Origin of the sequence: Aequoribacter fuscus (assembly GCF_009910365.1) — a bacterium.
Lineage (GTDB): Bacteria > Pseudomonadota > Gammaproteobacteria > Pseudomonadales > Halieaceae > Aequoribacter > Aequoribacter fuscus.
In genome coordinates this window covers 432593-457027 of record NZ_CP036423.1, presented here as the reverse complement: position 1 = coordinate 457027, position 24435 = coordinate 432593, and the positions used below count along the sequence as shown (strand labels likewise).

Here is a 24435-nt window from a genome sequence, read left to right as displayed (position 1 = left end):
CTTTAATTTGCGCCCAAAAAAAAAGCCCCGTCTGCTGACGAGGCTCGCGTTCATACCGCGCGTCGACCTCAAACAGCGACGATTTGTACGAACTTTCGATTTTGTGGGCCGCGCTCAACAAACTCGACTCGACCGTCAATCTTTGCAAACAAAGTGTGATCTTTGCCACAACCTACGTTGTCACCCGCGTGCATTTTCGTGCCACGTTGACGAACAATAATGCTTCCAGCTGAAACGATCTGACCACCAAAACGTTTTACACCTAAGCGTTTACTCTCGGAATCGCGACCGTTACGAGTACTACCACCAGCTTTCTTGTGTGCCATTGTGCTGCTCCTATATCTTTACGCAGTAATCGATGTGATTTTAACTTCGGTGTACCACTGGCGGTGACCCGCTTGCTTCATGTGGTGTTTACGACGGTTGAACTTCATGATTCTAACCTTGTCGTGACGACCTTGTGCCACAACTTCAGCCGTTACTTTCGCGCCTTCAACCGTTGGCGTGCCGATTTTCACCGAATCACCACCCACCATAAGCACTTGGTCAAACTCTACCGACTCGCCTGTTGCTGCTTCGATTTTTTCCAGCTTCAGGGTCTCGCCTTCTACCACGCGATGCTGCTTACCACCGCTTACAATAACTGCGTACATAATCTGTTCCTTCGTTAGCCATCTCGCAAATACATAGACTCGACAATTTCGAGGGCAGAGCGTGGCACGGTTTATACAAAATTCACATACCCACGTAGGGGCAGGGGCGCGAATTATATAGCAGTGAATGACTCGACACAAGCCATTAAGGCAATCAAAGTTTGAGCAATGGATCCTTCTTGACACCACCGATTCACACGCCTAGCATCGCGACCTGTTGTGTATTTATAATTGACCCATGCCCCTATCTATCCCCGTCATTGCCAACGCGTTTGAAGACGTAAACACTCTGATCGTAGAACAGTTACGCTCGGATGTGGGGCTCGTAGAAGACATTGGCCAATACATTGTGGCGGGTGGGGGCAAACGTATGCGGCCACTGTTGGCGCTACTCACCGGTGCCGCTTTAGGCGGCATCTCGCAGCCGCATAAACATTTTGCCGCCGTTATCGAATTTTTACACACCGCGACCCTTCTTCACGACGATGTCGTTGATGTCTCCTCACTGCGAAGAGGGCGCCCAACAGCAAACGCGGCTTACGGCAATGCATCGAGCGTGCTTGTGGGTGACTTTATTTACAGCCGCGCCTTCCAGTTGCTGGTGAATATCGGCGACATGCGCATACTTAAAGATATTGCTGATACAACCAATCGCATCGCCGAGGGCGAAGTGCTGCAGCTGGTGCGAGCTGGCGACGCCGACACGACCGAAACCCAATACTACGAAGTCATTCAAGCCAAAACCGCGGTGCTGTTTGGAGCAGCCTGTTACGGCGGCGCACTGCTGTCGGGCGCCAGTGAACGCAAAGCCGAAGAGCTTCGGGAGTTTGGCATCAATCTTGGCATTGCGTTTCAGATCGTCGACGACATCCTGGATTACCAGGGCGATCCCGCCACCATGGGTAAAAACTTGGGCGACGACCTGGCGGAGGGAAAACCCACACTCCCCCTGATTCATGCAATTCAAACAGCCAAAGCCCAGGACGCGGATCTTATTCGAACCGCCATCACTGAAAAGGATAAATCTTTACTCAGTGACGTGGTAAGAATCATCCAAGCGAGTGGTTCTCTCGCCTACTCTCGCGAGCGCGCACTCGAGTTTCAACACAAGGCGGAGCAGGCAATTTCAAAACTACCGGCTGGCCAGATGAAAGACGCGCTGACCGCTCTAGCTCAACAAGCGATCTCGCGCATCCATTAATAGCCGCCGTAAATATTCTCGAAAACGTAATTAGTGGCCTCTACAAAACCGGGGACACTGCCGCAATCGAATCTGCGCCCCTTGAATTTGTAGGCCATGACACAACCCATTTGCGCCTGTTTCATCAACGCGTCGGTTAGCTGGATTTCACCATTGGCGCCGGGCTCAGTGGTTCGAATAATATCGAAAATATCGGGCGTTAAGATATATCGCCCAATAATGGCTAGGTTCGAGGGGGCATCTTCTTTGCTTGGCTTTTCGACCATCGATTCAACACGATACAAACCCTCTTTCATAGGTTCGCCAGCAATAACGCCGTACTTGTGAACCTCGTCTTCAGGCACCTCTTGAATAGCCACAATGGAGCAGCGGAACTGGCGGTAAAGTGCTGCCATTTGCGCCAATACGCCATCGCCCTCTGGGTTAATACACAAATCATCGGATAGGATCACGCCAAAAGGCTCATTACCAATCAGCGACTCACCGGTCAGGATCGCGTGTCCTAAACCCTTCATTTCTCGCTGGCGCACCATCGTAAAAGTACCTTGGTCGAGCACATTACGTATGCTCTCTAAGTAGATCTCTTTGCCGGTTCCCTGAATTTGGTGCTCAAGCTCGTAGTTGATATCAAAATGGTCGGCAATCGCGCGCTTGCCCCGCCCCGTCACCATGGCACAGGTCGTCATGCCTGCTTCAATCGCTTCTTCGACCCCGTATTGCACGAGTGGCTTATTGACAACAGGTAACATTTCCTTGGGCATACTTTTCGTCGCCGGCAAAAATCGTGTGCCATAGCCCGCCACGGGAAACAAACATTTTTTGATCATGAAATATCCTTGTTTGGTTTATGCATTGCCTTGCGGGGCACGCCCATAAGTGTCATCAAATCGAACGATATCGTCTTCGCCTAAGTAGCTTCCCGACTGCACCTCGATCAACTCCAAGGGAATCTTTCCAGGATTTGCCAGTCGGTGTTTATGCCCCAAGGGAATGTAGGTCGATTCATCCTCGCCCAACATAAATACTTTGTCTTCACAGGTCACCTCGGCGGTGCCTTTCACCACAATCCAATGCTCAGCGCGGTGGTGATGCATTTGCAAGCTCAGCTTAGCGCCTGGTTTCACGACGATGCGTTTTACCTGAAAACGATCAGCCAATACGAGGGTTTCGTAGGATCCCCAGGGCCGAAACACTTCTTGATGCAGTGACACTTCCGAGCGCTTTTGCGCCTTGAGCGTACTGACAATGGTTTTAACATGTTGTACCTGATCGCGGTGTGACACCAAAATGGCATCAGCAGTCTCCACCACCACCATGTCCTGCACGCCGACACCGGCAATTAGCCGCTCACTCGATCGAAAGTACGAGTTATCGCAATCGGTCAAAAGAACATCGCCCTGCGACACATTACCCCGATCATCCTTGGCTTGAATCGACCACAGCGCTGACCAGGCGCCCACATCGCTCCAACCACAATCTAAGGGAACGACAGCACCTTTCTCAGTGTGCTCCATCACCGCGTAATCGATACTGTCTGAGGGAGAGTTCGCAAATGCTTGCGCATCGGGTCGACAAAAATCTAAGTCTTGGGCCCCACCCGCCATAGCCTCTGCACACGCCTGGTAAATATCGGGTGCCAAACGCTGCAATTCGTCGAGATACACGCTGGCAGGCAGTAGGAACATACCGCTATTCCACAAATAATCGCCGCTACGCAGGTACTGGTTCGCCGACTCTACGTCCGGCTTTTCAACAAAGGCCTCAATGGCTTTTGCTGACCCGTTAATCTCGGCACCCGCTTTGATGTAGCCATAACCCGTTTCAGGCGCCGTTGGCACCACACCAAAAGTCGTCAAGCGCCCCTGTTCGGCTATCGCTGCCGCTTGACCGACAGCGGATTGAAAGGCGGCAACATCACTAATCGCGTGATCAGCAGGCAGCACCAGCAGCAAGCAGTCCTCTGCATTTGAACGCTGCGCATACAACGCCGCCAAGGCCACGGCTGGCGCAGTATTGCGACCGGCCGGCTCGAGGATCAGCGCGGCTGGCGTCACGCCAATAGCACGCAGCTGTTCGGCTAACATGAATCGATGCTCATCGTTGCCCACAACGATTGGCGCTTGATCGGTGATGCCACTCACGCGATTTACGGTATCCTGCAACAAACTGGCGTTCGTCACTAAGGGAAGGAACTGCTTCGGGTGCCCTTCACGAGATACAGGCCAAAGTCGGCTGCCCGTGCCGCCAGATAATACAACAGGAACAATCACGCTCATCAAAAACCTCAAACACTGCGGGTAAAGACGCAGTTTACCTGATTCAAGCGCTCGCTTGAAACTCGCAAAACTTAACTTCTTGTCATTCAAAAGTGGACTTCGCCGTCGCAGCGTTTACAATGCGCGATAGAAACCAAGCCGCAGAGCATGGCAACCCTAGCACTTAAATTGGAAAGATTAATGACAGCGCAATCCTCCTACACCAAGGAAGAACTTATTGATTGCGGCCACGGCCGTCTCTTTGGCGAAGGTAATGCTCGCCTCCCCGTTGACAACATGCTCATGCTAGATCGCATCACCCACATCAGCAACGAAGGTGGCGAGCATGGTAAAGGCGAAATTATCGCCGAGTTAGACATTCACCCAGAGCTTTGGTTCTTTGACTGCCACTTCCCCAGCGACCCCGTAATGCCCGGCTGCTTAGGGCTTGATGCCATGTGGCAATTAGTGGGTTTCTTTTTAGGCTGGCGCGGCAACCCTGGACGTGGTCGTGCGTTAGGTTCCGGTGAAGTCAAATTCTTTGGACAGGTCCTACCTACGGCCAGCAAAGTCACCTACAAAATCACCATGAAGCGCGTTATCGAACGTAAACTCGTCATGGGTATCGCCGACGGCAGTTTGAGCGTTGACGGCAAGGAAATTTATACCGCAAAAGACCTTAGGGTCGGCTTGTTCACTTCGACCGAGAGTTTTTAAACCATGACAAAAAGAGTCGTTATTACCGGCCTAGGAATTGTATCGTGTCTGGGTAATGACGCGAAAACCGTCACTGAGTCGCTGTTCAATGGCACCTCTGGCATACAAACCGACGAGAGCCACATCGAAATGGGCTTGCGTTCACACATTTCTGGACGCCCCACGGTCGATTTCGCCGAACATATCGACCGTAAGCAGCTGCGCTTTATGGGTGATGCGGCAGCCTATGCCTACATCGCCATGCAGCAGGCCATCGACGACTCTGGCCTCACCCAAGAGCAAATCTCGAACGTGCGTACGGGAATTATTGCGGGCTCTGGCGGAGCATCGGCTTCCAGCCAAACCGAAGCCGCTGATATTCTTCGTGAGAAAGGTATCCGGCGCGTAGGCCCTTACCGTGTTACACAGACCATGGGCAGCACGGTCTCAGCCTGTTTGGCAACGCCTTTCCAAATTAAAGGCGTCAACTACTCGATATCCTCTGCGTGCTCTACCAGCGCACATTGCATTGGCAACGCAGCCGAGCAAATTCAACTCGGCAAGCAAGACATTGTGTTTGCTGGAGGCGGGGAAGAATTGCATTGGACCATGAGCAGTCTCTTCGACGCTATGGGTGCCCTGTCGACCAAATACAACGATACACCCAGCAAAGCCTCTAGAGCCTACGATGCCGACAGAGACGGCTTCGTCATTGCCGGCGGTGGCGGTATGCTGGTGGTTGAATCACTGGACCATGCGCTAACGCGTGGTGCAAAAATCTACGCCGAATTAGTGGGCTACGGTGCCACCTCTGACGGTTACGATATGGTAGCGCCTTCGGGCGAGGGCGCTATGCGTTGCATGCAACAAGCGCTTGCCACCGTGGATGGCCCGATCGATTACATCAACGCACATGGAACCAGTACTCCCGCTGGCGATATCCAAGAAATTAAGGCGGTTAGAGCCGCGTTTGAAGGCAAAGATATCCCCTACATTAACTCCACCAAGTCGCTATCAGGGCACTCACTTGGAGCGGCCGGCGTACAGGAAGCGATTTATGCGTTATTGATGCAGCAGAACGGATTCATTTCTGCATCGGCCAATATAGAGAACTTGGATCCTGACGCAGCGGGCATGCCGATCGTGCGCGAACGCATGGATAACGTAACGCTAGATCGCATTATGTCTAACAGCTTTGGGTTTGGCGGCACCAACGCGTCACTTGTATTCCAGCGCTATCGCGACTAAAACAGGGACTTCAGGGGAATAACCTCGACAGAGTCACCTTCTGCAATATCCTGACCAACCGGAGCGACAATAAGCACGTCGCTCTGTGTTGCCGCGTATAAGGCACCTGAACTTTGGTTCGCAATAGGATAAACCTTAGAAACCCCGCCCTCGCTCACAATGGAACCCCGCAGATATTCGGCTCGCAAACCACCTCTTCGCTCAAAACCTGCCGTCAGCCACAGAGAAAACGGGGCCAAATCACGTGCTCCCTGCAGAGCCAAGAGTATGGGTCTTGCAAGTAACGAAAAAGTGACCAGCACCGAACTCGGGTTGCCGGGCAGCCCGATAATTGGCTTGCCAGCAATTCGCCCAAACGCAAAAGGCTTGCCTGGCTTTAAGGCCAAACGCCAGAGGTGTAGTTCGCCCAGGGCAGCAATTGCGGGCTTAACGTGATCTTCCTCACCCACCGACACACCACCCGTTGTAATGACCACGTCTGCCGCGTCAACCGCTTGCTGTAGAGCCTCAGAGGTCGCGTCAAAGGTGTCGGCCAAATGCCAAACACCGACCACTTGACCGCCTGCTTGCAGAACGAGACCTTCAAGTAAGCTTCGATTGGAGTTGTATATTGCACCCGCGGGTAAAGTGGTGCTACCGGGTTCAACCAGTTCATCGCCGCTCTGCAATAACGCGACTCTCGGTTTTTTAGCGCACAAAACATTAGCCAAACCTTGAGATGCCAACAAACCTAGGGCGGGCGGACCCAAGCGCTCACCAGCCTCTAACAGTAACTCGCCCGCTTTAATTTCGTGGCCACGCAAACGCACATTGTCGCCAACCTCACGCCTTGCAGGGACTCGGACCCGATCACCCTCAACCTCACACTCCTCTTGCATCACGACAGTATCGGCGCCATCAGGCAACTGTGCGCCGGTAAAAATACGCGCCGCGGTGCCAAACGCTAAGGGCTCAGGTACCTGACCCGCCGCAATTCGCTGCGAAACCTGCAGCACACCACCTGAGTCAGATGCTCTCAAGGCAAAGCCGTCCATAGCGGAATTGGTGTAGGGCGGGCTATCGATTGTCGCAATAAAAGGCTCAGCCAAGATACGACCTAGAGCTTGCGTCACCTCAAGGCGTTCGGTCTGGCACGCAGGAGTGATGCCCGCCAATATTGTCTCGAGCGCCTCCTCTAAAGGAATCAGCTGATTCATGTCCGCGCTGTATTCAAAACACCCACAAAGTTACAGGGCTTGTGAGTCGCATCGAGTTGCTCTTTTAAAATACCCTCCCAAGCGGTGCGACAGGCACCGGTAGAACCCGGCATACAAAAAATAACGGTTCTATTCGCCATACCACCCAATGCACGAGACTGCACTGTCGAACTGCCTATTTCTTGCAAAGATAAGGCCCGGAACACCTCTCCGAAGCCTTCGATGTGCTTATCAAACAAAGGAGCTAGCGCTTCGGGAGTAGAATCACGACCCGAAAATCCGGTTCCGCCCGTCGTTAAAATCACGTGCACTGCCGGCTCGGCTATCCAAGCGGACACTTTAGCCCGAATTTGATAGACGTCATCAATGACAATTTGACGATCCTGCAGCGAATGGCCGGCAGCCTTGAGCTGCTCTACCAGATACTGCCCCGATGTATCGGTTTCGATGCTGCGGGTATCGGATATCGTCAATACCGCCACACCTAAACGTTGAGCGACTCCAGTATTACTCATAATGTGCTTTCACCTTTTGATGCTGATAGAACGCTTTGACGGCGGGTGCTAATAAGCGTCGCCAAGAGGTTGAGTGAACACCAAAGCTATCGAAAATCCTTTGGGTACTCAAGGTCCAATCACCTTGAGGTTGAGATGCGTCCGATGACCGCGCCACACCGCCCGAGTCAATATTTGCGAACTGACTCGCCGCCGCAAACACCGCCTCACCAAATTCATAGTAAGAGGCACGTTCATTACTCCCGTAATGAAATACACCGCGATTATTCGAGCCACTGCCTACTTGGTCGAGGATTGCAGCGATCACACGTGCCCCGTCATCAGCGGATATCGGGTTAAAGTATTGGCTGTCTGATAAAGCTATTCTTTCCCCCCGGCCAAAACGCTGCAGCATTTTTACCAACACCCCTTCGCCTTGTGCCGAGTAAGTGGGAGACAAGCGTAAAATAATGGAGTTGCTGGTCATATCTTTGACCGCTTGCTCCGCTGCTCGACGAACCCGCCCTAAATTTGACTCTTCATCGGGCTGATCACTCTCGGTCCAGGGAGCGTCTTCCACAGTGCCAGAAAATACCCAAGCACTGCTTTGAAACAAATAAACGATGTCGTTCCTCAGACACGCTTTACCAAACCATCGCGTGCGCTGGATATCTCCATCGCTTATGCTCTCTCTGGTTTCTAAGAGGGCATCCAAGCGCAGGTCAATTAGACACTCGGGCGAGAGGCGTTTTATTGTCTTTTTCGCCACCCGCTCGCTTTTGAAACGACTGTCAGAGACCGTGATGGCCTCGTATCTATGACGCTGCTGTTGATCCAGAATACGTAGCAAGGCCATACCCAAAGGGGTATCGCCACCTAAAATCAACACTCTCAACCTGCTGTACCTCCCGCTTTAACCGCAACCGCGTTTAAAACGGAATATCGTCGTCGAAATCAGGGAAATCTGCAGGCGGTTGTGAAGGCGAAGCAGGCGCTGGCGCAGCGGCCTGGCGAGGCGCATAGCCTTGGCTCTGGTTGCCGCCGCTCATACCTCCACTCATACCTCCACCCATTCCGTCACCACGACTATCAAGCATTTGCATCTCGCTGGCGACAATTTCTGTGGAGTATCGATCGGCGCCCGATTGATCTTGCCATTTTCGAGTACGCAATGCGCCCTCGACGTATACTTTAGAGCCCTTTTTAAGATACTCGCCCGCGATTTCAGCTAGGCGGTTAAAAAATACGACTCGGTGCCATTCGGTACGCTCTTGTGGTTGTCCGGTTTGCTTATCCTTCCAAGTTTCTGAGGTAGCAAGACTGACGTTCGTAACCGCGCCACCGGAGGGCATAAATCGGGTCTCAGGGTCATTACCCAGATTGCCCACCAAAATTACCTTATTTACGCCACGTGTCGCCATAGTTTCCCTCGATTCTCTTATCTACTATCAGTGCACAGATCATAGCAATTGCACTGTTCAAAAGCACCTATTGTGCAGTGCATTTACACATCACTTGAGAGCATTATCCAACAATACCAAGCTTTGTATGAGCCACAAAAACCAGGCCACAAGCAGGGCAATACAAACCAAAAGCAAGGTTGCTGCGCTGGTGTTTTGTAGCAGCAACCCGCCGCCAGAGCCCCCCAAAAAGGCGCCGGCAAACTGAGCGGTCGAAAAACTGCCCATTGCAGCACCACGACGCTGCTGGGTCACACGCTTACTTAAGAGTGAGGGAAGTGAGGCCTCGAGGAAATTGAATCCAACAAAAAAGCACCACAGAGCACCAATCACGCCGATGTAAGTGTGACCTAATCGGGACTCAAAGGCCCACAGAGCTACACTCAAGCACAACACCGCCAAACCAAAGGCTATTTTAGGATATCCCGCGCGCTCACTTAACCGCATCAAAAGCCCCAAACCAATGACCGACGCCACCAGCACCGGCGCGTAAATTTGCCAATGCAGTTCTTTCGACAACGACAGACCGTTTAGAAGCAATAGAGGCACGACCATAAATGCCGCTGTCAATGTGAAATGCAAGACAAACACACCAGCATTCAGGCGCCACAAATCGGCGTTTTTGTACCATACTCGTGCGTCAGACTCATCGATGACGTCAGCGAGGACCGGCGCAGCAGGGATACGCCACACAGTAATAAGAACGCCCAAGATGGCCAGACCTGCGGTCACCAAGAAGACCAAGCGCAAACCACCCCATGCCGCCAGCACTGGCCCCAGCATTAGAGCAACAGCGAACGATGCACCAATAGACATTCCAACGATCGCCATAGCCTTTGTTCGTTGCTCGCTGCGAGTAGAATCGGCCAGCAGCGCCATAACTGCACCGGCAATGGCGCCGGCGCCCTGCAGCGCACGCCCTAACACTAGCCACCAAACTGAGCTCGCATAAGCGGCTAAAACCGAGCCCGCTGCAAACACCAGCAACCCGCCCAGAATCACTGGCTTTCGACCAATTCGATCTGACAAGGCCCCCAGTGGTATTTGTAACAAGGCTTGGGTCAAGCCATAGATACCCAAAGCCAACCCCAGCAGAGCAGGCGATGCATCGGGCAGTTCTTGCCCGTAAACCACCAGAATGGGCAAAACCATGAACAAACCGATCATCCGAACGCTGTATAACGACGCCAGACCAAAGACTGAACGGCGTTCATTTTGAGTGAAGGGGGTTTGAGTAATCACACGGCGTTCTGCTGACGACAAAGTCATTATGATAACACGAAATAAGCACAAACAGCTTTTGTCAGCGTGCCCTAGGGCAATTATACTGGCGGATTGCACTCGGAAGGAACACCATGGATACCATTCACGTTCGCGGCGCGCGCACTCACAACCTCAAGAATATCGATCTGGATATTCCCAGAGATAAGCTGGTTGTGATCACGGGCCTCTCGGGGTCTGGCAAATCATCGCTTGCCTTTGACACCTTGTACGCCGAGGGCCAGCGCCGGTACGTTGAATCATTGTCAACCTACGCTAGACAATTTCTATCCATGATGGAGAAGCCCGATGTCGATCACATCGAAGGCTTGTCGCCTGCCATTTCAATCGAGCAAAAATCTACCTCGCACAACCCCCGGTCCACGGTAGGCACCATCACCGAAATCTACGACTACCTCCGCCTGTTGTTTGCGCGAGTCGGCGAACCACGCTGCCCGGACCACGACCTACCTCTTGCTGCACAAACAGTGAGCCAAATGGTAGACACGGTGCTCGCACAAGCACCTGAGAGTCGCTGGATGTTGATTGCCCCCGTAGTAAAAGCCCGCAAAGGTGAGCACTTACACCTGCTAGATAGCCTGCGCGGCCAGGGATTCGTTCGGGCGCGCATTGATGGCATCGTGACGGATTTAGACGATGCGCCAGAACTGGATAAAAAGAAAAAACACACGATCGAAGTGGTGATAGACCGCTTCAAAGTGCGCGAAGACTTAGCTCAGCGCCTTGCCGAATCATTTGAGACCGCCCTGGAGCTAACCGACGGATTAGCGGGTATCGTCTCGATGGATGACGATCACGAAATCGTATTCTCCTCGCGCTTTGCCTGCCCCGAATGCGGCCACAGTATTGATAGCTTAGAGCCAAGGTTGTTTTCATTCAACAACCCCGCGGGGGCTTGCGCTAGCTGCGATGGCCTTGGCGTCAAACAATATTTCGAAGCCGATCGCGTCGTCATGCACCCTGAGGCAAGTCTAGCAGAGGGTGCAATACGGGGCTGGGATAGACGGAACGTTTACTATTTTCACATGTTATCGTCGCTAGCGAAGCACTACGGATTTTCAATTGACACGCCCTTTGATCAACTGGCGGCGGACATTCAAAAAACCATTCTGTACGGCTCTGGCAAAGAAGAAATCGCCTTCAGCTACGTCAATGATCGCGGCACTGTTTTTAAAAACCGTCACGTGTTTGAAGGTATTATCCCGAACCTTGAGCGCCGCTACCGGGATACAGAATCGCAATCTGTTCGCGACGAGCTTGCGAAGTTTATTGCCAGCCAGCCCTGCCCCGACTGCCATGGCACACGTCTGTGCAGAGACGCTCGCCATGTGTTCGTCAATGACCTTCGATTGCCCGAGATTACCGCCATGCCGGTTGGAGAGGCATCGGACTATTTTGACACCTTGAATTTAACGGGACGAAAAGGTGAAATCGCCAGCAAAATTCTCAAGGAAATTCGAGCGCGTTATCGCTTCTTAGTCGACGTCGGCCTAAATTATTTGTCGCTCGACCGGAGCGCCGAGACCCTATCAGGAGGGGAGGCACAACGCATTCGCCTAGCCTCACAAATTGGCGCTGGCTTAGTCGGTGTTATGTACATTCTTGACGAGCCCTCCATCGGTCTACATCAGCGCGATAACGAGCGCCTCATAAAGACCCTGAACCACCTTCGCGACCTCGGCAATACGGTATTGGTCGTCGAACACGACGAGGATGCCATTCGAGCAGCAGACTACATCATTGACGTAGGGCCCGGGGCTGGCGTGCATGGCGGTGAGATCGTCGCTGCCGGCACCTATGATGAAATTATTGCCTGCGAGAAGTCTACCACGGGTGCTTACTTGTCAGGACGCATGCAAATCGAAGTGCCCAAACATCGCTACCAAGCCGACAACACTCGCCTACTGAGTTTGAGGGGTGCCCGTGGCAATAATCTAAGGAATGTTGATCTCGACATACCGCTTGGGCTACTGACGTGCATCACTGGGGTTTCAGGTTCCGGCAAATCAACGTTGATCAACAGCACGCTTTATCCCCTCGCAGCGACCGAACTCAATGGCGCAACCACACTCACCGCGGCTGCGCACGACAGCATTAGCGGACTGAGTCTTATCGATAAGTGCATTGATATCGACCAAAGCCCTATCGGTCGTACACCACGGTCCAATCCGGCAACGTATACCGGTATCTTCACGCCCGTGCGTGAACTTTTTGCGGGAACCCAAGAAGCCCGTGCCCGAGGTTATAAGCCGGGACGTTTCAGTTTTAACGTTCGCGGTGGCCGCTGCGAAGCGTGCCAAGGCGACGGGGTCACAAAAGTAGAGATGCACTTTCTACCCGATATCTACGTGCCTTGCGATGAGTGCAAAGGTAAACGCTATAACCGAGAAACACTGGACGTCTTATACAAGGGCAAGAACATCTACGAAGTACTTGAAATGACGGTTGAAGATGCGCTGATATTCTTCGAACCGGTACCTGCCATCGCGCGAAAGCTGCAGACGCTGATGGATGTGGGCTTGTCCTATATCCGGCTGGGGCAGGCCGCTACCACACTGTCCGGAGGTGAAGCGCAACGGGTGAAGTTATCTCGGGAACTGTCTAAACGCGATACAGGCAAAACACTGTATATCTTAGACGAACCGACAACCGGCCTGCATTTTGAAGATATCCGTCAGTTGCTCGAGGTCTTGCACCGGCTGCGACGTCACGGCAATACGGTCGTTATCATAGAACACAACCTTGACGTGATTAAAACGGCAGACTGGATTATCGATTTAGGCCCCGAGGGCGGCAGTGGCGGAGGACAGATCATCGCGCAGGGCACTCCTGAGACCGTCGCCGAGGTACCAGAAAGTCATACCGGCCGCTTCTTGAAGCCTATCTTAGAGCGGGCACAGATCAGCTAACTTCAACCCGAGATCCACGGGCTCGACGTGATAGCGGAACGGCGATACGCGGGGCGATCGGGCAAAAAAAAGCCGCACAGAGTGCGGCTTTTGGCATCTGGGTCGGCTTATTCTTCGCCGTCATCCATATCATCAATTTCGACAACTGGACGATCCACTAACTCTACATAAGCCATTGGCGCGTTATCTCCAGCGCGGAAACCACACTTCAAGATACGCAAATAACCGCCCGGACGAGCCTGGTAACGAGGGCCAATTTCGCTGAACAACTTACCAACCACTTCTTTATCACGCAGGCGATTAAAAGCAAGACGGCGGTTTGCGACGCTATCTTCCTTCGCCAAAGTGATAATCGGCTCAGCGTAGCTACGCAGCTCCTTAGCCTTTGGTAGAGTCGTCTTAATCAGCTCGTGCTTAACTAAAGACGCCGTCATGTTGCGGAACATCGCTTTGCGATGCGAGCTATTACGGTTTAACTGACGTCCACTGTGACGATGACGCATGACTATTTTCCTTTACTTCGTGTGCCGTTGTGGCAGCTATTCAAACTGTTTCCGAGTACTAAAGACTTAAGACTCGATCATCATTTTTCAGACTTGCAGGTGGCCAGTTGTCGAGTCTCATACCCAACGACAAACCGCGGGACGCCAGCACGTCTTTAATTTCGGTAAGCGACTTCTTGCCCAGGTTTGGGGTTTTCAGAAGCTCGACTTCAGTACGCTGCACCAAGTCACCGATGTAATAAATATTTTCTGCTTTCAAGCAATTTGCCGAACGCACCGTCAACTCCAAATCATCGACGGGGCGCAACAAGATCGGATCAACCTCATCTTCCTCAACGACTGCTTCAGCTTCGCCTTCGCTCTCGAGGTCAACGAATACCGCCAACTGCTGCTGCAAGATCGTCGCAGCGCGACGAATTGCTTCTTCTGGATCAATTGTTCCGTTCGTTTCCAAATCAAGGACCAATTTATCCAAATCAGTGCGTTGTTCGACACGGGCGGATTCGACCACATAGGCCACGCGGCGGATGGGCGAAAACGTCGCATCCAACTGCAATCGGCCTATCGCACGAGTCTCGTCTTCTTCATTTCCACGCGAATCTGCTGGAGAGTATCCGCGTCCACGACTCACAACCAGCTTCAGATTCACACCCGATCCACCTGTAACGTTACAGATGACGTGGTCTGGGTTGCAGATTTCAACATCGTGATCCAGCGTGATATCACCCGCCGTAACAGGACCGGGCTCTTTCTTCGACAAAGTCAATTCCGCTTCGTCTTTGCCGTTCAGTACCACAGCAACGTCTTTGAGGTTAAGAAGAATTTCAATAACATCTTCTTGAACGCCTTCAATGGTGCTGTACTCATGCAAAACACCATCAATTTGCACTTCGGTAATTGCGCAGCCTGGCATAGACGATAACAGAATACGGCGCAGCGCGTTGCCAAGCGTATGGCCAAAGCCACGCTCTAGGGGCTCTAAAGTCACTAGAGCTCGCGTATTACTTTTTTCGTCCACGGTGATAACGCGTGGAGTCAAGAATTCATTTACTGCACTTTGCATGTAGCCACCTGTCAGTCAGATTAATCGGATGTATTACTTCGAGTACAATTCAACGATCAAGTTTTCGTTGATCTCAGAAGTAAGCTCAGCGCGCTCTGGGCGAGCCTTAAATACACCTTCTAATTTGTCAGTATTGACGTCGATCCATTCGATGTCCGCGCGTTGACCCGCGAGCGCCACAGCCGACTGAATACGCAACTGCTTCTTCGCTTTTTCACGAACAGCAACGACGTCACCAGGCTGCACTTGATAAGAAGGCACGTTTACAACACTGCCGTTTACCAAAACACCTTTGTGAGACACCAACTGACGTGCTTCAGCGCGAGTTGACGCAAAACCCATGCGATAGACCACGTTATCCAAGCGGCTTTCTAACAGCTGCAGGAGGTTTTCACCGGTCGCACCTTTACGACGCGCTGCTTCCTTATAGTAGCCACGGAATTGCTTTTCAAGAATGCCGTAGATACGACGCACTTTTTGCTTTTCACGTAACTGAACACCGTAGTCAGACAAGCGACCGCGTCGAGCGCCGTGCATACCTGGGGCAGTTTCCAATTTACATTTGCTTTCTAACGCACGCGCACCACTTTTCAAAAACAGATCAGTGCCTTCGCGGCGAGCTAATTTACACTTTGGTCCAATATATCGAGCCATGCTAGTTCCTTCCTATGCCCTTACACGCGGCGCTTCTTGGGTGGGCGACATCCGTTATGAGGAATCGGGGTTACGTCGGTAATGTTAGTGATTTTATAACCACAACCATTCAGCGCACGAACCGCAGACTCACGACCGGGACCAGGACCTTTGACTTGGACGTCCAAGTTTTTAAGGCCGTATTCTTTTGCTGCCTCGCCTGCACGCTCTGCAGCAACCTGAGCCGCAAACGGCGTGCTTTTACGAGAACCACGGAACCCAGAGCCACCAGCTGTCGCCCAGCTGAGAGCGTTACCCTGACGGTCAGTGATAGTGACAATGGTATTGTTAAATGACGCATGGATGTGCGCCACACCGTCCACGACGGTTTTGGTAATCTTACGACGCGGTGCTTTCGCGCTTGGCTTAGCCATAAAATCGTCCTACTTTTAATATCAACACTACACTGCGGTGTAGCTACACTAAGTGAGCGCACAAGGCGCTCGCCATACTACCTACTTACTTGCGGATGGGCTTACGAGGACCTTTACGCGTGCGCGCATTGGTTTTCGTACGCTGACCGCGTAAGGGCAAACCTTTACGGTGACGCAAACCACGGTTACAGCCCAAGTCCATCAAACGTTTGATGTTCATAGACACTTCCCGGCGCAAATCACCTTCCACCATCATTTCGCCAACTTTGCCGCGAAGTTCGTCCATTTGAGCTTCACTCAAGTCACCGATTTTGGTGTCTTCTGCAATATTCGTCGCTGCACAAAGCTCTTTTGCTTTGGTCTTACCTACACCGTAGATGTAGGTCAAAGAAATAACAGCGTGTTTGTTATCGGGTATGTTGACGCCGGCGATACGTGCCATCCATCTTTCTCCAAATTACTTTACTATTGTGCGAAGGATCGCTAAAACCGCTAATCGCATGACACTCGTCAAAAGGCGCGGCAGTTTATCGACTTCGCTCTTAAAAATCAACTCAAGACTTGCCTTAACCCTGACGCTGCTTATGGCGTGGGTCTGAAGAACAAATCACCCGTACCACACCTGCGCGGCGGACCACTTTGCAGTTGCGGCAAATTTTCTTAACTGATGCTCTAACTTTCATCACTTCTCTCCGTTACAACAAGTCTTACCGAACGCGGCCGGCAGACCCATAATTTTTCAGGTTGGCTTTCTTCATCACTGAATCGTACTGCTGCGACATCATGTGGCTTTGAACCTGAGCCATGAAGTCCATCACGACCACAACAACAATCAGTAAAGAGGTACCACCCAAGTAAAAGGGCACGTTCCATGTCACTACCAAAAACTGTGGCAGCAAACAAACGAGTGCGATATAAGCCGCACCAAAAACAGTCAAACGCGTCAGCACACCGTCAATAAAGTTGGCAGTTTGCTGCCCAGGACGAATACCTGGAATAAAAGCCCCGGAACGTTTCAGGTTATCGGAGACTTCAACTGGGTTAAACATTAACGCCGTGTAGAAAAAACAGAAAAACACAATGAATACGGTAAACAGCAGAATGTTCAAGGGTTGTCCCGGTCCAATCGCCACAGCCAAGTCTTGCAACCAATCTGACGAGTTACCGCTACCAAACCACTGCGCAATCGATGCAGGGAACAACAAAATACTGCTCGCAAATATCGCCGGGATGACACCCGCCATATTCACCTTCAGGGGCAAATGCGAACTTTGCGCCTGGTACATACGATTACCGCGCTGCTGCTTGGCGTAATTAACGGTTATCCTACGCTGACCACGCTCTATGAAGATGATCAGATAAATTACGACGATCGCTAGGGCTAAAATACCGAGCAACACCAATATATTGAGCTCGCCCTGGCGGGCCTGTTCCAAAGACTGACCGATTGCCGAAGGTAAACCCGCCACGATGCCTGCAAATATCAGCAATGAAATACCATTGCCAACGCCGCGCTCAGTAATCTGCTCACCCAACCACATCATGAAGATAGCGCCAGTCACGAGCGACGTAATCGCGATCACATAAAATACAGGCGAAACACTGTACGCCATACCTTGGTTGGCCATGCCGACCGTCATGCCGGTCGCCTGGATAATCGCTAAACCAACCGTCAAGTAGCGGGTGTACTGCGAAATTTTGCGTCGACCCGACTCGCCTTCTTTCTTCAACTGCTCAAGCGATGGAGTTACGGCCGACATCAACTGCATAATAATTGACGCAGAGATGTAGGGCATAATGCCAAGCGCAAGAATACTCATACGCTCTAGCGCACCGCCAGAGAACATGTTTGCCAAGCCCAAAATGGTGCCTTGGTTTGAATTGAACAGGGCTTGCAACTGCGCAGGATCAATACCCGGCACAGGAATATGTGTGCCGATACGATAAATAATCAGCGCGACCAAAACGAACCGTAGGCGAGCAAAAAGCTCGCCTAACCCGGCTGTATTCATGCCTGGAACCTGCTGCCCGTTAGCCATTTAGTCCTCGACCTTGCCGCCAGCTTGTTCGATCGCAGCACGCGCGCCTTTTGAAACGCCCAGACCCTTAACCGTCAAAGCGCGATCAACGCTGCCTGCCAAGAAGATACGAGCACGCGTCATGTCATTGCGCACCAAATCTGCCGCCTTCAGGGCGTCCATATCAACCACGTCACCCGTCAAGCGAGCTAGGTCACCCAAACGCACTTCCGCGGTTTTCATGCCAACGCGTGATTTGAAGCCGTACTTCGGCAATCGCTTCTGCAAAGGCATCTGACCGCCTTCAAAACCCGGACGAACTCGTCCGCCGGAGCGAGCTTTTTGACCTTTGTGGCCACGACCCGCCGTTTTACCTAAACCGCTACCAATACCGCGGCCCACACGCTTCCCGTCAGGACGAGAACCATCCGCTGGACTGAGTGTATTTAAACGCATCACGTCAGACATTGTTTTACTCCTCAACTTTGACCATGTAGGCCACTTTGTTGATCATGCCACGCGTTGAGGGGGTGTCTTCCACCTCAACTGTGTGTCCAATTCGACGCAAACCTAAACCTGCCAAGCAAGCTTGATGAGTGCGATGACGACCGTGACGGCTCTTGATCTGTGTAACTTTTACTGTCGATTTAGCCATGGCTATGCGACCACCCTATACCAATGCTTAATTCAAGATCTCTTCGACGGTTTTGCCACGCTTAGCAGCAACGTCGTCGGGAGAGGCCATATCACGTAGACCATTAAAGGTCGCACGCACAACGTTTACTGGGTTGGTTGAGCCGTAGCACTTCGCCAATACGTTCTCAACACCAGCAATTTCCAATACGGCACGCATCGCACCACCAGCAATAACACCGGTACCTTCTGATGCAGGCTGCATGTAAACTTTTGAAGCCCCATGTCTTGCTTTAATGGGGTACTGGATAGTGCCGCCATCAAGCTCGACCTGGATCATGTTGCGACGAGCTGCTTCCATCGCTTTTTGGATCGCGACTGGCACTTCGCGCGCCTTACCACGACCAAAGCCGACTTTACCATTGCCGTCGCCTACAACCGTCAAGGCAGTAAAACTGAAAATACGACCACCTTTGACCACTTTCGCAACACGGTTAACCTGTACCAGCTTCTCTTGCAGGTCGCCTTCAGTTTGCTGTTTTCTTTGATCACTCATATTCGTGCCTGCCCTTAGAATTCCAAACCGTTTTCGCGTGCTGCGTCAGCAAGCGATTTAACGCGACCGTGGTAGCGGAAGCCACTGCGATCAAATGCCACTTGTGTTACACCAGCATCTTTGGCGCGCTGCGCAATCAACTTACCCACTTCCGCAGCAGCGGCTTGGTTACCGGTCGCGCCGTCACGAAGTGATTTATCCAGCGTGCTCGCCGCTGCCAACACCTTGTCACCCGCCGCGTTTAACACTTGAGCGTAAATGTGGCGCGGTGTTCGGTGAACCGTCAAGCGAACCGCTTCTGCAGCCTTCATACGAGCACGTGACTTACGTGCACGGCGCAGGCGTGATACTGTCTTCTCATTCATTTGCGCTTACCTACTTCTTCTTAGCGTCTTTACGACGTACGTGTTCATCAGCGTAGCGAATACCCTTGCCCTTGTAAGGCTCTGGCGGACGAAACGCTCTAATTTCTGCTGCGGCCTGGCCAACGGCTTGCTTGTCGATACCGCTCACCACAACTTCTGTTTGAGTCGGTGTCTCGGCGCTAACGCCCTCGGGCAGCTCGTAATTAACAGGGTGCGATAAACCCAAGGTCAGGTTTAAGACGCTGCCTTCCGCTTTTGCACGATAACCCACACCGTTCAAAACCAATTTCTTCTGCCAGCCAGTACTGACACCAACAACCATGTTGTTCACCAACATACGTGTCGTACCTGCCATGGCTTTGTGCGCGTCGCTGTCGTAGCTGACCGTCAACTCTTCGCCTTCTTGTAACACTTGAATACCGTCGGTAAGCGCTAGCGACAAAGAACCTTTGCCACCTTTAACGCTTAGCGCGCGATCATTCAACGTGACCTCAACACCTTTCGGCACGTTTACTGGGGATTTTGCGACTCTAGACATAGAACCAACTCTTCAATATCAAATTAAAATACGGTGCAAAGTACTTCGCCACCAACACCCGCAGCACGCGCAGCGCGATCGCTCATTACACCCTTAGAAGTGGACACAATGGCCACACCCAAACCGCCGCGAACCTTTGGCAATTCGTCACGCGCAGCGTATTGACGCAAACCAGGTCGACTCTTACGGTCGATCTCGGCGATCACGGGCTTGCCGTTGAAGTACTTCAAGGTTAACGCCAGGCGCTTTTTACCGTCCTGCTCCAGAGTCTCAACACTCTCAATGTAACCTTCGCCCACCAATACTGCCGCGACAGCCGCTTTCAGTTTCGACGCTGGCATTTCAACGCTTTTTTTGCCGGCCATTTGTGCATTGCGAATTCGCGTTAGCATATCAGCCAATGGATCTTGCATACTCATAATCGAATCTCTCTTGTTACCAGCTAGACTTAACTAAGCCAGGCACATCACCACGCATGGCAGCTTCGCGCAACTTGTTACGACACAGTCCGAACTTGCGGTAAACACCGTGCGGACGACCCGTTATCTGACAGCGACGTTGCTGGCGAACTGGGCTTGCATTGCGAGGCAGCTTTTGCAATGCGACTTGTGCATCCCAACGCGCGTCCTCTGAAGCATTGACGTCTGCAATAATCGCTTTCAACTCGGCGCGCTTTGCCGCAAATTTAGCGACGGTTCGCGTACGCTTGGTTTCGCGCGCAATCATGGATTTCTTTGCCATGTGGATCTACCTCTTAGCCTTTAAACGGGAAGTTGAACGCGCGGAGCAATGCACGACCTTCGTCGTCAGTGCGCGCCGTTGTTGTGATGGTAATATCCATACCACGCAACTTATCGACTTCATCGTAGTTAATTTCAGGGAAGATGATCTGCTCAGTCACACCCATCGCAAAGTTACCGCGACCGTCAAACGCCTTCGGCGTAATACCGCGGAAGTCGCGAATACGGGGGATGGCGATACCAATCAAACGATCCAAGAATTCGTACATGCGATCCGAGCGCAAAGTGACCTTACAACCGATCGGCCAACCGTCACGAATCTTGAAGCCTGCAATCGAACGACGAGCTTTGGTAATGATAGGCTTCTGACCAGAGATCTTGGTCATGTCAGCAACAGCGTTTTCCAACACCTTTTTGTCACCGACAGCTTCACCCACACCCATATTCAAAGTGATTTTGGTTATGCGCGGGACTTCCATAACATTACGCAAGCCTAACTCTTCTTTAAGAGCTGGCGCGATTTCGTCCCGATATTTTTGTTTCAAAGTGGCCATTTATTTCAACCTCAATTCGCAGCTCGCGCTACGCGTCAATCGCTTCGCCAGTTGATTTATAGATCCGCGTTTTCTTGCCATCTTCGGCCTTGTAACCAACACGATCCGCCTTGTTTGTTTGCGCGTTGTAAATCGCAACATTGGAGACATGAATAGAGGCTTCCTGCTCCACAATACCACCAGCAATACCCGCCTGCGGGTTAGGCTTGGTGTGCTTCTTAACGCGATTGATACCGGTTACGATCAAACGATCGCTACCCATTACCTTACGCACCTTGCCACGCTTACCTTTATCTTTACCGGCAAGTACAATGACTTCGTCATCTCGTTTAATTTTCATGTCTAATCCTCGTCGTCTGCTGCCGGGTTAAATAACTTCCGGCGCAAGCGAAATAATCTTCATAAACTTCTCGCCACGCAATTCACGTGTTACGGGGCCAAAAATACGCGTACCAATCGGCGCCTGGTTGTTGTTTAACAACACCGCCGCGTTGTCGTCGAACTTAATCAACGAACCATCGGGTCGACGAACACCCTTGCGAGTGCGAACGACAACCGCGGTCATTACCTGACCTTTTTTAACCTTACCGCGAGGAATCGCCTCTTTGACGGTAACCTTAATCAAGTCACCAACACGAGCGTATCGACGCTTTGAGCCGCCCAACACCTTGATGCACATCACGCGACGCGCACCACTGTTGTCAGCAACTTCTAAATATGACTGAGTTTGAATCATGCTCTACTCCGAAAGACCTGACGGTCGGTTTCTTGCTGACTTAAAGTTCCGCAGCCTTTTCTACCACTTGATCCAAAGTCCACGTTTTAGACTTTGACAAAGGGCGACTCTCACGAACAACCACTGTATCTCCGATCGAACACTCGTTTGCTTCATCGTGTGCGTGGATCTTTGATGAGCGCGTGATGTACTTGCCATACACTGGGTGCTTAACGCGACGCTCAATCAACACTGTGATTGTTTTGTCCATTTTGTCACTAACTACCCTGCCGGTAGCCGTACGAATACGTTTTTCTGTCGTTGCCATCAGCCTTCACCGCCTTTCTCAGTGAGCAGCGTCTTAACACGCGCAATCGCTCGCTGGTTATCTTTCAATAAATGTGTCTGTCCGAGCTGGCCGGTTGCCTTTTGCATACGCAACTTGAACTGCTCTTCACGCAAACTCAACAAAGTCTCATTGAGTTCTTGCGCCGATTTTTCTCGCAACTCACTCGTTTTCATCACATCACCGATCGCTTAACAAATTTTGTTGCCACAGGAATCTTTGCTGCCGCCAAGGTAAACGCTTCACGCGCCAACTGCTCAGAAACACCCTGCACTTCGTAAAGTACTTTGCCAGGCTGCACCTGAGCCACCCAGTACTCGACGTTACCCTTACCTTTACCCTGACGAACCTCTAAAGGCTTACCAGTGATAGGTTTGTCTGGAAACACACGAATCCAGATTTTACCGCCACGCTTGATGTGACGTGTCATTGCACGACGAGCAGCCTCGATTTGACGCGCCGTAATACGACCGCGACCTACCGCTTTCAGACCAAACTCACCGAAACTGACTTTGCTACCGCGCAGAGCTAAACCGCGGTTGCGGCCCTTCTGCATTTTTCTAAATTTTGTACGCTTAGGCTGTAACATAGCACCGAACCTTAATTAGCCGCTGGTTTCTTGCCGCCATCTTGCGCAGACTCTTGTCCGCCGATGACCTCGCCTTTGAAAATCCACACCTTAACGCCGATAATGCCGTAAGTCGTAGAAGCTTCGTATGTTGCATAGTCGATGTCCGCACGCAAAGTGTGCAGCGGCACTCGACCTTCACGGTACCATTCCGCCCGTGCAATCTCAGCGCCGCCCAAACGGCCACTGACCTGGATTTTTACGCCCTCTGCACCCTGACGGAGTGCATTTTGAACCGCACGCTTCATAGCGCGACGAAACATGACGCGGCGCTCGAGCTGCTGAGCAACGTTTTGAGCGACTAATTTTGCATCAAGATCGGGCTTACGAATTTCTTCGATGTTGATATTCACAGGCACACCCATGCGTGCGCTCAAATCTTTGCGCAACTTATCAACATCTTCGCCTTTCTTACCAATAACGATACCTGGACGCGCAGTTGAAATCGTAATACGCGCTGTCTGTGCAGGACGCTCGATCAAAATGCGGCTTACAGAGGCATTGTCTAGCACTTTTTCGATGTACTGGCGTACTTCTAAATCAGTGATCAGCTGACGCGCGTAATTTTTCGAATCCGCGTACCATACTGAGTTATGGTCTTTAACAATACCTAACCGAATACCGGTTGGATGTACTTTCTGACCCATATGGTCTTCTCCTAACCTTCGCCGTCTGCGACTTTCACAGTGATGTGACAAGTGCGCTTTAAAATACGATCTGCACGACCTTTAGCGCGAGGACGCAAGCGCTTCATTGTCATACCCTCATCCACAAAGATGGTTGATACTTTCAACTCATCCACGTCGGCACCTTCGTTGTTTTCCGCGTTTGCGATTGCGGAATCCAGCACCTTTTTCACTATATGCGCCGCTTTTTTAGGGCTAAACGCAAGCACGTCTAATGCCTTTTCTACGGGCAAGCCGCGAACCTGGTCAGCCACCAAACGGGCTTTCTGTGCCGAGATTCGCGCTCCTCGTAATTTTGCTGCCACTTCCATGGTTGCTTACCTCTCCTACGCGACGCTTAACGCTTCGCCTTCTTATCTACGATGTGCCCTTTGAAAGTACGCGTGACTGCGAACTCACCCAGCTTGTGACCTACCATGTCTTCGTTGATCAAGACAGGCACATGCTGACGTCCGTTGTGAACGGCGATGGTCAAACCAACCATATCGGGCGATACCATTGAACGACGCGACCAGGTTTTGATTGGACGACGGTCGTTGCTCTCAAGTGCGGCTTCTACTTTTTTCTGCAGGTGCAGATCAATGAAGGGGCCTTTTTTTAATGAACGGGGCACAATACTATCCTCTATCC

The 24435-nt window shown here is 51.7% G+C and carries 36 protein-coding genes; 4 read left to right on the top strand and 32 right to left on the bottom strand.

Features of this window, described 5'->3' with window-relative positions:
* Nucleotides 1–68: 68 nt before the first annotated feature.
* Both rpmA and rplU read right to left on the bottom strand, forming a co-directional pair.
* Nucleotides 69–326: a 50S ribosomal protein L27 gene (rpmA, locus tag EYZ66_RS02085; RefSeq protein ID WP_009574420.1), complete on the bottom strand. Its 258-nt coding sequence runs from the start codon at nucleotides 324–326 to the stop codon at nucleotides 69–71.
* 18 nt (nucleotides 327–344) lie between these two features.
* Nucleotides 345–653, bottom strand: a complete 309-nt coding sequence (gene rplU, locus EYZ66_RS02080; protein WP_009574419.1) for a 50S ribosomal protein L21 — start codon at nucleotides 651–653, stop codon at nucleotides 345–347.
* A 238-nt stretch (nucleotides 654–891) separates the two neighbouring features.
* Here rplU and EYZ66_RS02075 point away from each other — a divergent pair, with 238 nt between their 5' ends.
* Nucleotides 892–1854 carry a polyprenyl synthetase family protein gene (locus EYZ66_RS02075; protein ID WP_009574418.1) on the top strand — a complete coding sequence of 321 codons (963 nt, stop codon included), beginning with the start codon at nucleotides 892–894 and terminating at the stop codon, nucleotides 1852–1854.
* On the opposite strand, the gene galU is transcribed toward EYZ66_RS02075, so the two are convergent.
* Complete coding sequence (gene galU / locus EYZ66_RS02070; RefSeq protein WP_009574417.1) at nucleotides 1851–2681, bottom strand: UTP--glucose-1-phosphate uridylyltransferase GalU; 831 nt, start codon at nucleotides 2679–2681, stop codon at nucleotides 1851–1853. The two genes, EYZ66_RS02075 and galU, sit on opposite strands and share 4 nt — an antisense overlap.
* 18 nt (nucleotides 2682–2699) lie before the next feature.
* The gene (locus EYZ66_RS02065) at nucleotides 2700–4124 is read right to left on the bottom strand and encodes a mannose-1-phosphate guanylyltransferase/mannose-6-phosphate isomerase (protein WP_280525412.1); all 1425 of its coding nucleotides are present in this window, start codon (nucleotides 4122–4124) and stop codon (nucleotides 2700–2702) included.
* A 186-nt stretch (nucleotides 4125–4310) separates the two neighbouring features.
* Here EYZ66_RS02065 and fabA point away from each other — a divergent pair, with 186 nt between their 5' ends.
* Together fabA and fabB are read left to right on the top strand one after the other, a co-directional pair.
* Nucleotides 4311–4826 (top strand): 3-hydroxyacyl-[acyl-carrier-protein] dehydratase FabA, encoded by a 516-nt coding sequence (gene fabA / locus EYZ66_RS02060; RefSeq protein WP_009574415.1) that lies wholly within the window; start codon nucleotides 4311–4313, stop codon nucleotides 4824–4826.
* 3 nt (nucleotides 4827–4829) lie between these two features.
* Complete coding sequence (gene fabB / locus EYZ66_RS02055; protein WP_009574414.1) at nucleotides 4830–6053, top strand: beta-ketoacyl-ACP synthase I; 1224 nt, start codon at nucleotides 4830–4832, stop codon at nucleotides 6051–6053.
* Here the strand turns inward: fabB and EYZ66_RS02050 are convergent.
* The 5 genes from EYZ66_RS02050 to EYZ66_RS02030 form a co-directional block, all read right to left on the bottom strand.
* Nucleotides 6050–7249: a molybdopterin molybdotransferase MoeA gene (locus tag EYZ66_RS02050; protein ID WP_009574413.1), complete on the bottom strand. Its 1200-nt coding sequence runs from the start codon at nucleotides 7247–7249 to the stop codon at nucleotides 6050–6052. The two genes, fabB and EYZ66_RS02050, sit on opposite strands and share 4 nt — an antisense overlap.
* Complete coding sequence (gene moaB, locus EYZ66_RS02045; protein WP_009574412.1) at nucleotides 7246–7764, bottom strand: molybdenum cofactor biosynthesis protein B; 519 nt, start codon at nucleotides 7762–7764, stop codon at nucleotides 7246–7248. The genes EYZ66_RS02050 and moaB overlap by 4 nt, the downstream gene beginning before the upstream one ends.
* Complete coding sequence (locus EYZ66_RS02040; protein WP_040815730.1) at nucleotides 7757–8632, bottom strand: sugar nucleotide-binding protein; 876 nt, start codon at nucleotides 8630–8632, stop codon at nucleotides 7757–7759. The genes moaB and EYZ66_RS02040 overlap by 8 nt, the downstream gene beginning before the upstream one ends.
* A gap of 40 nt (nucleotides 8633–8672) precedes the next feature.
* Nucleotides 8673–9164 (bottom strand): single-stranded DNA-binding protein, encoded by a 492-nt coding sequence (gene ssb / locus EYZ66_RS02035; RefSeq protein ID WP_009574410.1) that lies wholly within the window; start codon nucleotides 9162–9164, stop codon nucleotides 8673–8675.
* A gap of 90 nt (nucleotides 9165–9254) precedes the next feature.
* Nucleotides 9255–10472, bottom strand: a complete 1218-nt coding sequence (locus EYZ66_RS02030) for an MFS transporter (RefSeq protein WP_235714603.1) — start codon at nucleotides 10470–10472, stop codon at nucleotides 9255–9257.
* 86 nt (nucleotides 10473–10558) lie between these two features.
* Here EYZ66_RS02030 and uvrA point away from each other — a divergent pair, with 86 nt between their 5' ends.
* Nucleotides 10559–13393, top strand: a complete 2835-nt coding sequence (gene uvrA / locus EYZ66_RS02025) for an excinuclease ABC subunit UvrA (RefSeq protein ID WP_009574408.1) — start codon at nucleotides 10559–10561, stop codon at nucleotides 13391–13393.
* Between the two features lie 107 nt (nucleotides 13394–13500).
* On the opposite strand, the gene rplQ is transcribed toward uvrA, so the two are convergent.
* The 23 genes from rplQ to rpsS all read right to left on the bottom strand — a co-directional run bounded on the left by rplQ (nucleotide 13501) and on the right by rpsS (nucleotide 24418).
* Nucleotides 13501–13896: a 50S ribosomal protein L17 gene (gene rplQ / locus EYZ66_RS02020; protein WP_009574406.1), complete on the bottom strand. Its 396-nt coding sequence runs from the start codon at nucleotides 13894–13896 to the stop codon at nucleotides 13501–13503.
* Between the two features lie 58 nt (nucleotides 13897–13954).
* Complete coding sequence (locus EYZ66_RS02015) at nucleotides 13955–14959, bottom strand: DNA-directed RNA polymerase subunit alpha (protein ID WP_009574405.1); 1005 nt, start codon at nucleotides 14957–14959, stop codon at nucleotides 13955–13957.
* A 33-nt stretch (nucleotides 14960–14992) separates the two neighbouring features.
* Nucleotides 14993–15613, bottom strand: coding sequence for a 30S ribosomal protein S4 (rpsD, locus tag EYZ66_RS02010; RefSeq protein WP_009574404.1), 621 nt, complete (start codon nucleotides 15611–15613; stop codon nucleotides 14993–14995).
* A 20-nt stretch (nucleotides 15614–15633) separates the two neighbouring features.
* On the bottom strand, nucleotides 15634–16026 hold the full coding sequence (gene rpsK, locus EYZ66_RS02005) for a 30S ribosomal protein S11 (RefSeq protein WP_009574403.1): 393 nt from the start codon (nucleotides 16024–16026) through the stop codon (nucleotides 15634–15636).
* An 85-nt stretch (nucleotides 16027–16111) separates the two neighbouring features.
* The gene (gene rpsM, locus EYZ66_RS02000; RefSeq protein ID WP_009574402.1) at nucleotides 16112–16468 is read right to left on the bottom strand and encodes a 30S ribosomal protein S13; all 357 of its coding nucleotides are present in this window, start codon (nucleotides 16466–16468) and stop codon (nucleotides 16112–16114) included.
* 124 nt (nucleotides 16469–16592) lie between these two features.
* Nucleotides 16593–16709, bottom strand: a complete 117-nt coding sequence (gene rpmJ, locus EYZ66_RS01995; protein WP_083814305.1) for a 50S ribosomal protein L36 — start codon at nucleotides 16707–16709, stop codon at nucleotides 16593–16595.
* Between the two features lie 24 nt (nucleotides 16710–16733).
* Nucleotides 16734–18065, bottom strand: coding sequence for a preprotein translocase subunit SecY (gene secY / locus EYZ66_RS01990; RefSeq protein WP_009574400.1), 1332 nt, complete (start codon nucleotides 18063–18065; stop codon nucleotides 16734–16736).
* On the bottom strand, nucleotides 18066–18500 hold the full coding sequence (rplO, locus tag EYZ66_RS01985) for a 50S ribosomal protein L15 (RefSeq protein ID WP_040815749.1): 435 nt from the start codon (nucleotides 18498–18500) through the stop codon (nucleotides 18066–18068).
* Between the two features lie 16 nt (nucleotides 18501–18516).
* Entirely contained in the window at nucleotides 18517–18699 is a 183-nt protein-coding gene (rpmD, locus tag EYZ66_RS01980) for a 50S ribosomal protein L30 (protein ID WP_009574398.1), read from the bottom strand.
* 27 nt (nucleotides 18700–18726) lie between these two features.
* A complete protein-coding gene (gene rpsE / locus EYZ66_RS01975) occupies nucleotides 18727–19233 on the bottom strand; it encodes a 30S ribosomal protein S5 (RefSeq protein WP_009574397.1) in 507 nt (168 codons plus the stop codon).
* 14 nt (nucleotides 19234–19247) lie between these two features.
* The gene (gene rplR / locus EYZ66_RS01970; RefSeq protein WP_040815727.1) at nucleotides 19248–19598 is read right to left on the bottom strand and encodes a 50S ribosomal protein L18; all 351 of its coding nucleotides are present in this window, start codon (nucleotides 19596–19598) and stop codon (nucleotides 19248–19250) included.
* 10 nt (nucleotides 19599–19608) lie between these two features.
* Nucleotides 19609–20136, bottom strand: coding sequence for a 50S ribosomal protein L6 (gene rplF, locus EYZ66_RS01965; protein ID WP_009574395.1), 528 nt, complete (start codon nucleotides 20134–20136; stop codon nucleotides 19609–19611).
* 23 nt (nucleotides 20137–20159) lie between these two features.
* Nucleotides 20160–20555 carry a 30S ribosomal protein S8 gene (gene rpsH / locus EYZ66_RS01960; protein WP_160195576.1) on the bottom strand — a complete coding sequence of 132 codons (396 nt, stop codon included), beginning with the start codon at nucleotides 20553–20555 and terminating at the stop codon, nucleotides 20160–20162.
* 16 nt (nucleotides 20556–20571) lie between these two features.
* On the bottom strand, nucleotides 20572–20877 hold the full coding sequence (gene rpsN / locus EYZ66_RS01955) for a 30S ribosomal protein S14 (protein ID WP_009577411.1): 306 nt from the start codon (nucleotides 20875–20877) through the stop codon (nucleotides 20572–20574).
* A 13-nt stretch (nucleotides 20878–20890) separates the two neighbouring features.
* Nucleotides 20891–21430: a 50S ribosomal protein L5 gene (gene rplE / locus EYZ66_RS01950; RefSeq protein ID WP_009577412.1), complete on the bottom strand. Its 540-nt coding sequence runs from the start codon at nucleotides 21428–21430 to the stop codon at nucleotides 20891–20893.
* A gap of 28 nt (nucleotides 21431–21458) precedes the next feature.
* On the bottom strand, nucleotides 21459–21770 hold the full coding sequence (rplX, locus tag EYZ66_RS01945) for a 50S ribosomal protein L24 (protein WP_009577413.1): 312 nt from the start codon (nucleotides 21768–21770) through the stop codon (nucleotides 21459–21461).
* Nucleotides 21771–21797: 27 nt separating this feature from the next.
* Nucleotides 21798–22166, bottom strand: a complete 369-nt coding sequence (rplN, locus tag EYZ66_RS01940; RefSeq protein ID WP_009577414.1) for a 50S ribosomal protein L14 — start codon at nucleotides 22164–22166, stop codon at nucleotides 21798–21800.
* A gap of 40 nt (nucleotides 22167–22206) precedes the next feature.
* Nucleotides 22207–22473 carry a 30S ribosomal protein S17 gene (gene rpsQ, locus EYZ66_RS01935; RefSeq protein ID WP_009577415.1) on the bottom strand — a complete coding sequence of 89 codons (267 nt, stop codon included), beginning with the start codon at nucleotides 22471–22473 and terminating at the stop codon, nucleotides 22207–22209.
* Nucleotides 22473–22667, bottom strand: coding sequence for a 50S ribosomal protein L29 (gene rpmC, locus EYZ66_RS01930; RefSeq protein WP_160195575.1), 195 nt, complete (start codon nucleotides 22665–22667; stop codon nucleotides 22473–22475). The genes rpsQ and rpmC overlap by 1 nt, the downstream gene beginning before the upstream one ends.
* Nucleotides 22667–23080 (bottom strand): 50S ribosomal protein L16, encoded by a 414-nt coding sequence (rplP, locus tag EYZ66_RS01925; RefSeq protein ID WP_009577328.1) that lies wholly within the window; start codon nucleotides 23078–23080, stop codon nucleotides 22667–22669. Before rplP ends, rpmC begins: the two co-directional genes overlap by 1 nt.
* Nucleotides 23081–23091: 11 nt before the next feature.
* Nucleotides 23092–23766: a 30S ribosomal protein S3 gene (gene rpsC / locus EYZ66_RS01920; protein WP_009577327.1), complete on the bottom strand. Its 675-nt coding sequence runs from the start codon at nucleotides 23764–23766 to the stop codon at nucleotides 23092–23094.
* 11 nt (nucleotides 23767–23777) lie between these two features.
* The gene (gene rplV / locus EYZ66_RS01915; RefSeq protein ID WP_009577326.1) at nucleotides 23778–24116 is read right to left on the bottom strand and encodes a 50S ribosomal protein L22; all 339 of its coding nucleotides are present in this window, start codon (nucleotides 24114–24116) and stop codon (nucleotides 23778–23780) included.
* 26 nt (nucleotides 24117–24142) lie between these two features.
* Nucleotides 24143–24418, bottom strand: a complete 276-nt coding sequence (gene rpsS / locus EYZ66_RS01910; protein WP_009577325.1) for a 30S ribosomal protein S19 — start codon at nucleotides 24416–24418, stop codon at nucleotides 24143–24145.
* Nucleotides 24419–24435 lie beyond the last annotated feature (17 nt).

Bases quoted from the DNA above. Each gene is read 5' to 3' on its own strand.
- rpsD (WP_009574404.1), bottom strand. From the start codon at position 15,613: ATGGCTCGATATATTGGACCAAAGTGTAAATTAGCTCGCCGCGAAGGC.
- rpsN (WP_009577411.1), bottom strand. From the start codon at position 20,877: ATGGCAAAGAAATCCATGATTGCGCGCGAAACCAAGCGTACGCGAACC.
- fabA (WP_009574415.1), top strand. From the start codon at position 4,311: ATGACAGCGCAATCCTCCTACACCAAGGAAGAACTTATTGATTGCGGC.
- rplU (WP_009574419.1), bottom strand. From the start codon at position 653: ATGTACGCAGTTATTGTAAGCGGTGGTAAGCAGCATCGCGTGGTAGAA.
- galU (WP_009574417.1), bottom strand. From the start codon at position 2,681: ATGATCAAAAAATGTTTGTTTCCCGTGGCGGGCTATGGCACACGATTT.
- ssb (WP_009574410.1), bottom strand. From the start codon at position 9,164: ATGGCGACACGTGGCGTAAATAAGGTAATTTTGGTGGGCAATCTGGGT.
- rplN (WP_009577414.1), bottom strand. From the start codon at position 22,166: ATGATTCAAACTCAGTCATATTTAGAAGTTGCTGACAACAGTGGTGCG.
- rplO (WP_040815749.1), bottom strand. From the start codon at position 18,500: ATGCGTTTAAATACACTCAGTCCAGCGGATGGTTCTCGTCCTGACGGG.
- rpmC (WP_160195575.1), bottom strand. From the start codon at position 22,667: ATGAAAACGAGTGAGTTGCGAGAAAAATCGGCGCAAGAACTCAATGAG.
- rpsC (WP_009577327.1), bottom strand. From the start codon at position 23,766: ATGGGTCAGAAAGTACATCCAACCGGTATTCGGTTAGGTATTGTTAAA.
- moaB (WP_009574412.1), bottom strand. From the start codon at position 7,764: ATGAGTAATACTGGAGTCGCTCAACGTTTAGGTGTGGCGGTATTGACG.
- EYZ66_RS02030 (WP_235714603.1), bottom strand. From the start codon at position 10,472: ATGACTTTGTCGTCAGCAGAACGCCGTGTGATTACTCAAACCCCCTTC.
- rplP (WP_009577328.1), bottom strand. From the start codon at position 23,080: ATGTTACAGCCTAAGCGTACAAAATTTAGAAAAATGCAGAAGGGCCGC.
- fabB (WP_009574414.1), top strand. From the start codon at position 4,830: ATGACAAAAAGAGTCGTTATTACCGGCCTAGGAATTGTATCGTGTCTG.
- EYZ66_RS02015 (WP_009574405.1), bottom strand. From the start codon at position 14,959: ATGCAAAGTGCAGTAAATGAATTCTTGACTCCACGCGTTATCACCGTG.
- rpsH (WP_160195576.1), bottom strand. From the start codon at position 20,555: ATGAGTATGCAAGATCCATTGGCTGATATGCTAACGCGAATTCGCAAT.
- EYZ66_RS02050 (WP_009574413.1), bottom strand. From the start codon at position 7,249: ATGAATCAGCTGATTCCTTTAGAGGAGGCGCTCGAGACAATATTGGCG.
- EYZ66_RS02075 (WP_009574418.1), top strand. From the start codon at position 892: ATGCCCCTATCTATCCCCGTCATTGCCAACGCGTTTGAAGACGTAAAC.
- rplX (WP_009577413.1), bottom strand. From the start codon at position 21,770: ATGAAAATTAAACGAGATGACGAAGTCATTGTACTTGCCGGTAAAGAT.
- rplQ (WP_009574406.1), bottom strand. From the start codon at position 13,896: ATGCGTCATCGTCACAGTGGACGTCAGTTAAACCGTAATAGCTCGCAT.
- rpmD (WP_009574398.1), bottom strand. From the start codon at position 18,699: ATGGCTAAATCGACAGTAAAAGTTACACAGATCAAGAGCCGTCACGGT.
- secY (WP_009574400.1), bottom strand. From the start codon at position 18,065: ATGGCTAACGGGCAGCAGGTTCCAGGCATGAATACAGCCGGGTTAGGC.
- rpsE (WP_009574397.1), bottom strand. From the start codon at position 19,233: ATGAGTGATCAAAGAAAACAGCAAACTGAAGGCGACCTGCAAGAGAAG.
- rplF (WP_009574395.1), bottom strand. From the start codon at position 20,136: ATGTCTAGAGTCGCAAAATCCCCAGTAAACGTGCCGAAAGGTGTTGAG.
- rpsQ (WP_009577415.1), bottom strand. From the start codon at position 22,473: ATGGCAACGACAGAAAAACGTATTCGTACGGCTACCGGCAGGGTAGTT.
- rpmJ (WP_083814305.1), bottom strand. From the start codon at position 16,709: ATGAAAGTTAGAGCATCAGTTAAGAAAATTTGCCGCAACTGCAAAGTG.
- rpmA (WP_009574420.1), bottom strand. From the start codon at position 326: ATGGCACACAAGAAAGCTGGTGGTAGTACTCGTAACGGTCGCGATTCC.
- rplV (WP_009577326.1), bottom strand. From the start codon at position 24,116: ATGGAAGTGGCAGCAAAATTACGAGGAGCGCGAATCTCGGCACAGAAA.
- rpsK (WP_009574403.1), bottom strand. From the start codon at position 16,026: ATGGCTAAGCCAAGCGCGAAAGCACCGCGTCGTAAGATTACCAAAACC.
- rpsM (WP_009574402.1), bottom strand. From the start codon at position 16,468: ATGGCACGTATCGCCGGCGTCAACATACCCGATAACAAACACGCTGTT.
- rplR (WP_040815727.1), bottom strand. From the start codon at position 19,598: ATGAATGAGAAGACAGTATCACGCCTGCGCCGTGCACGTAAGTCACGT.
- rplE (WP_009577412.1), bottom strand. From the start codon at position 21,430: ATGGCCACTTTGAAACAAAAATATCGGGACGAAATCGCGCCAGCTCTT.
- uvrA (WP_009574408.1), top strand. From the start codon at position 10,559: ATGGATACCATTCACGTTCGCGGCGCGCGCACTCACAACCTCAAGAAT.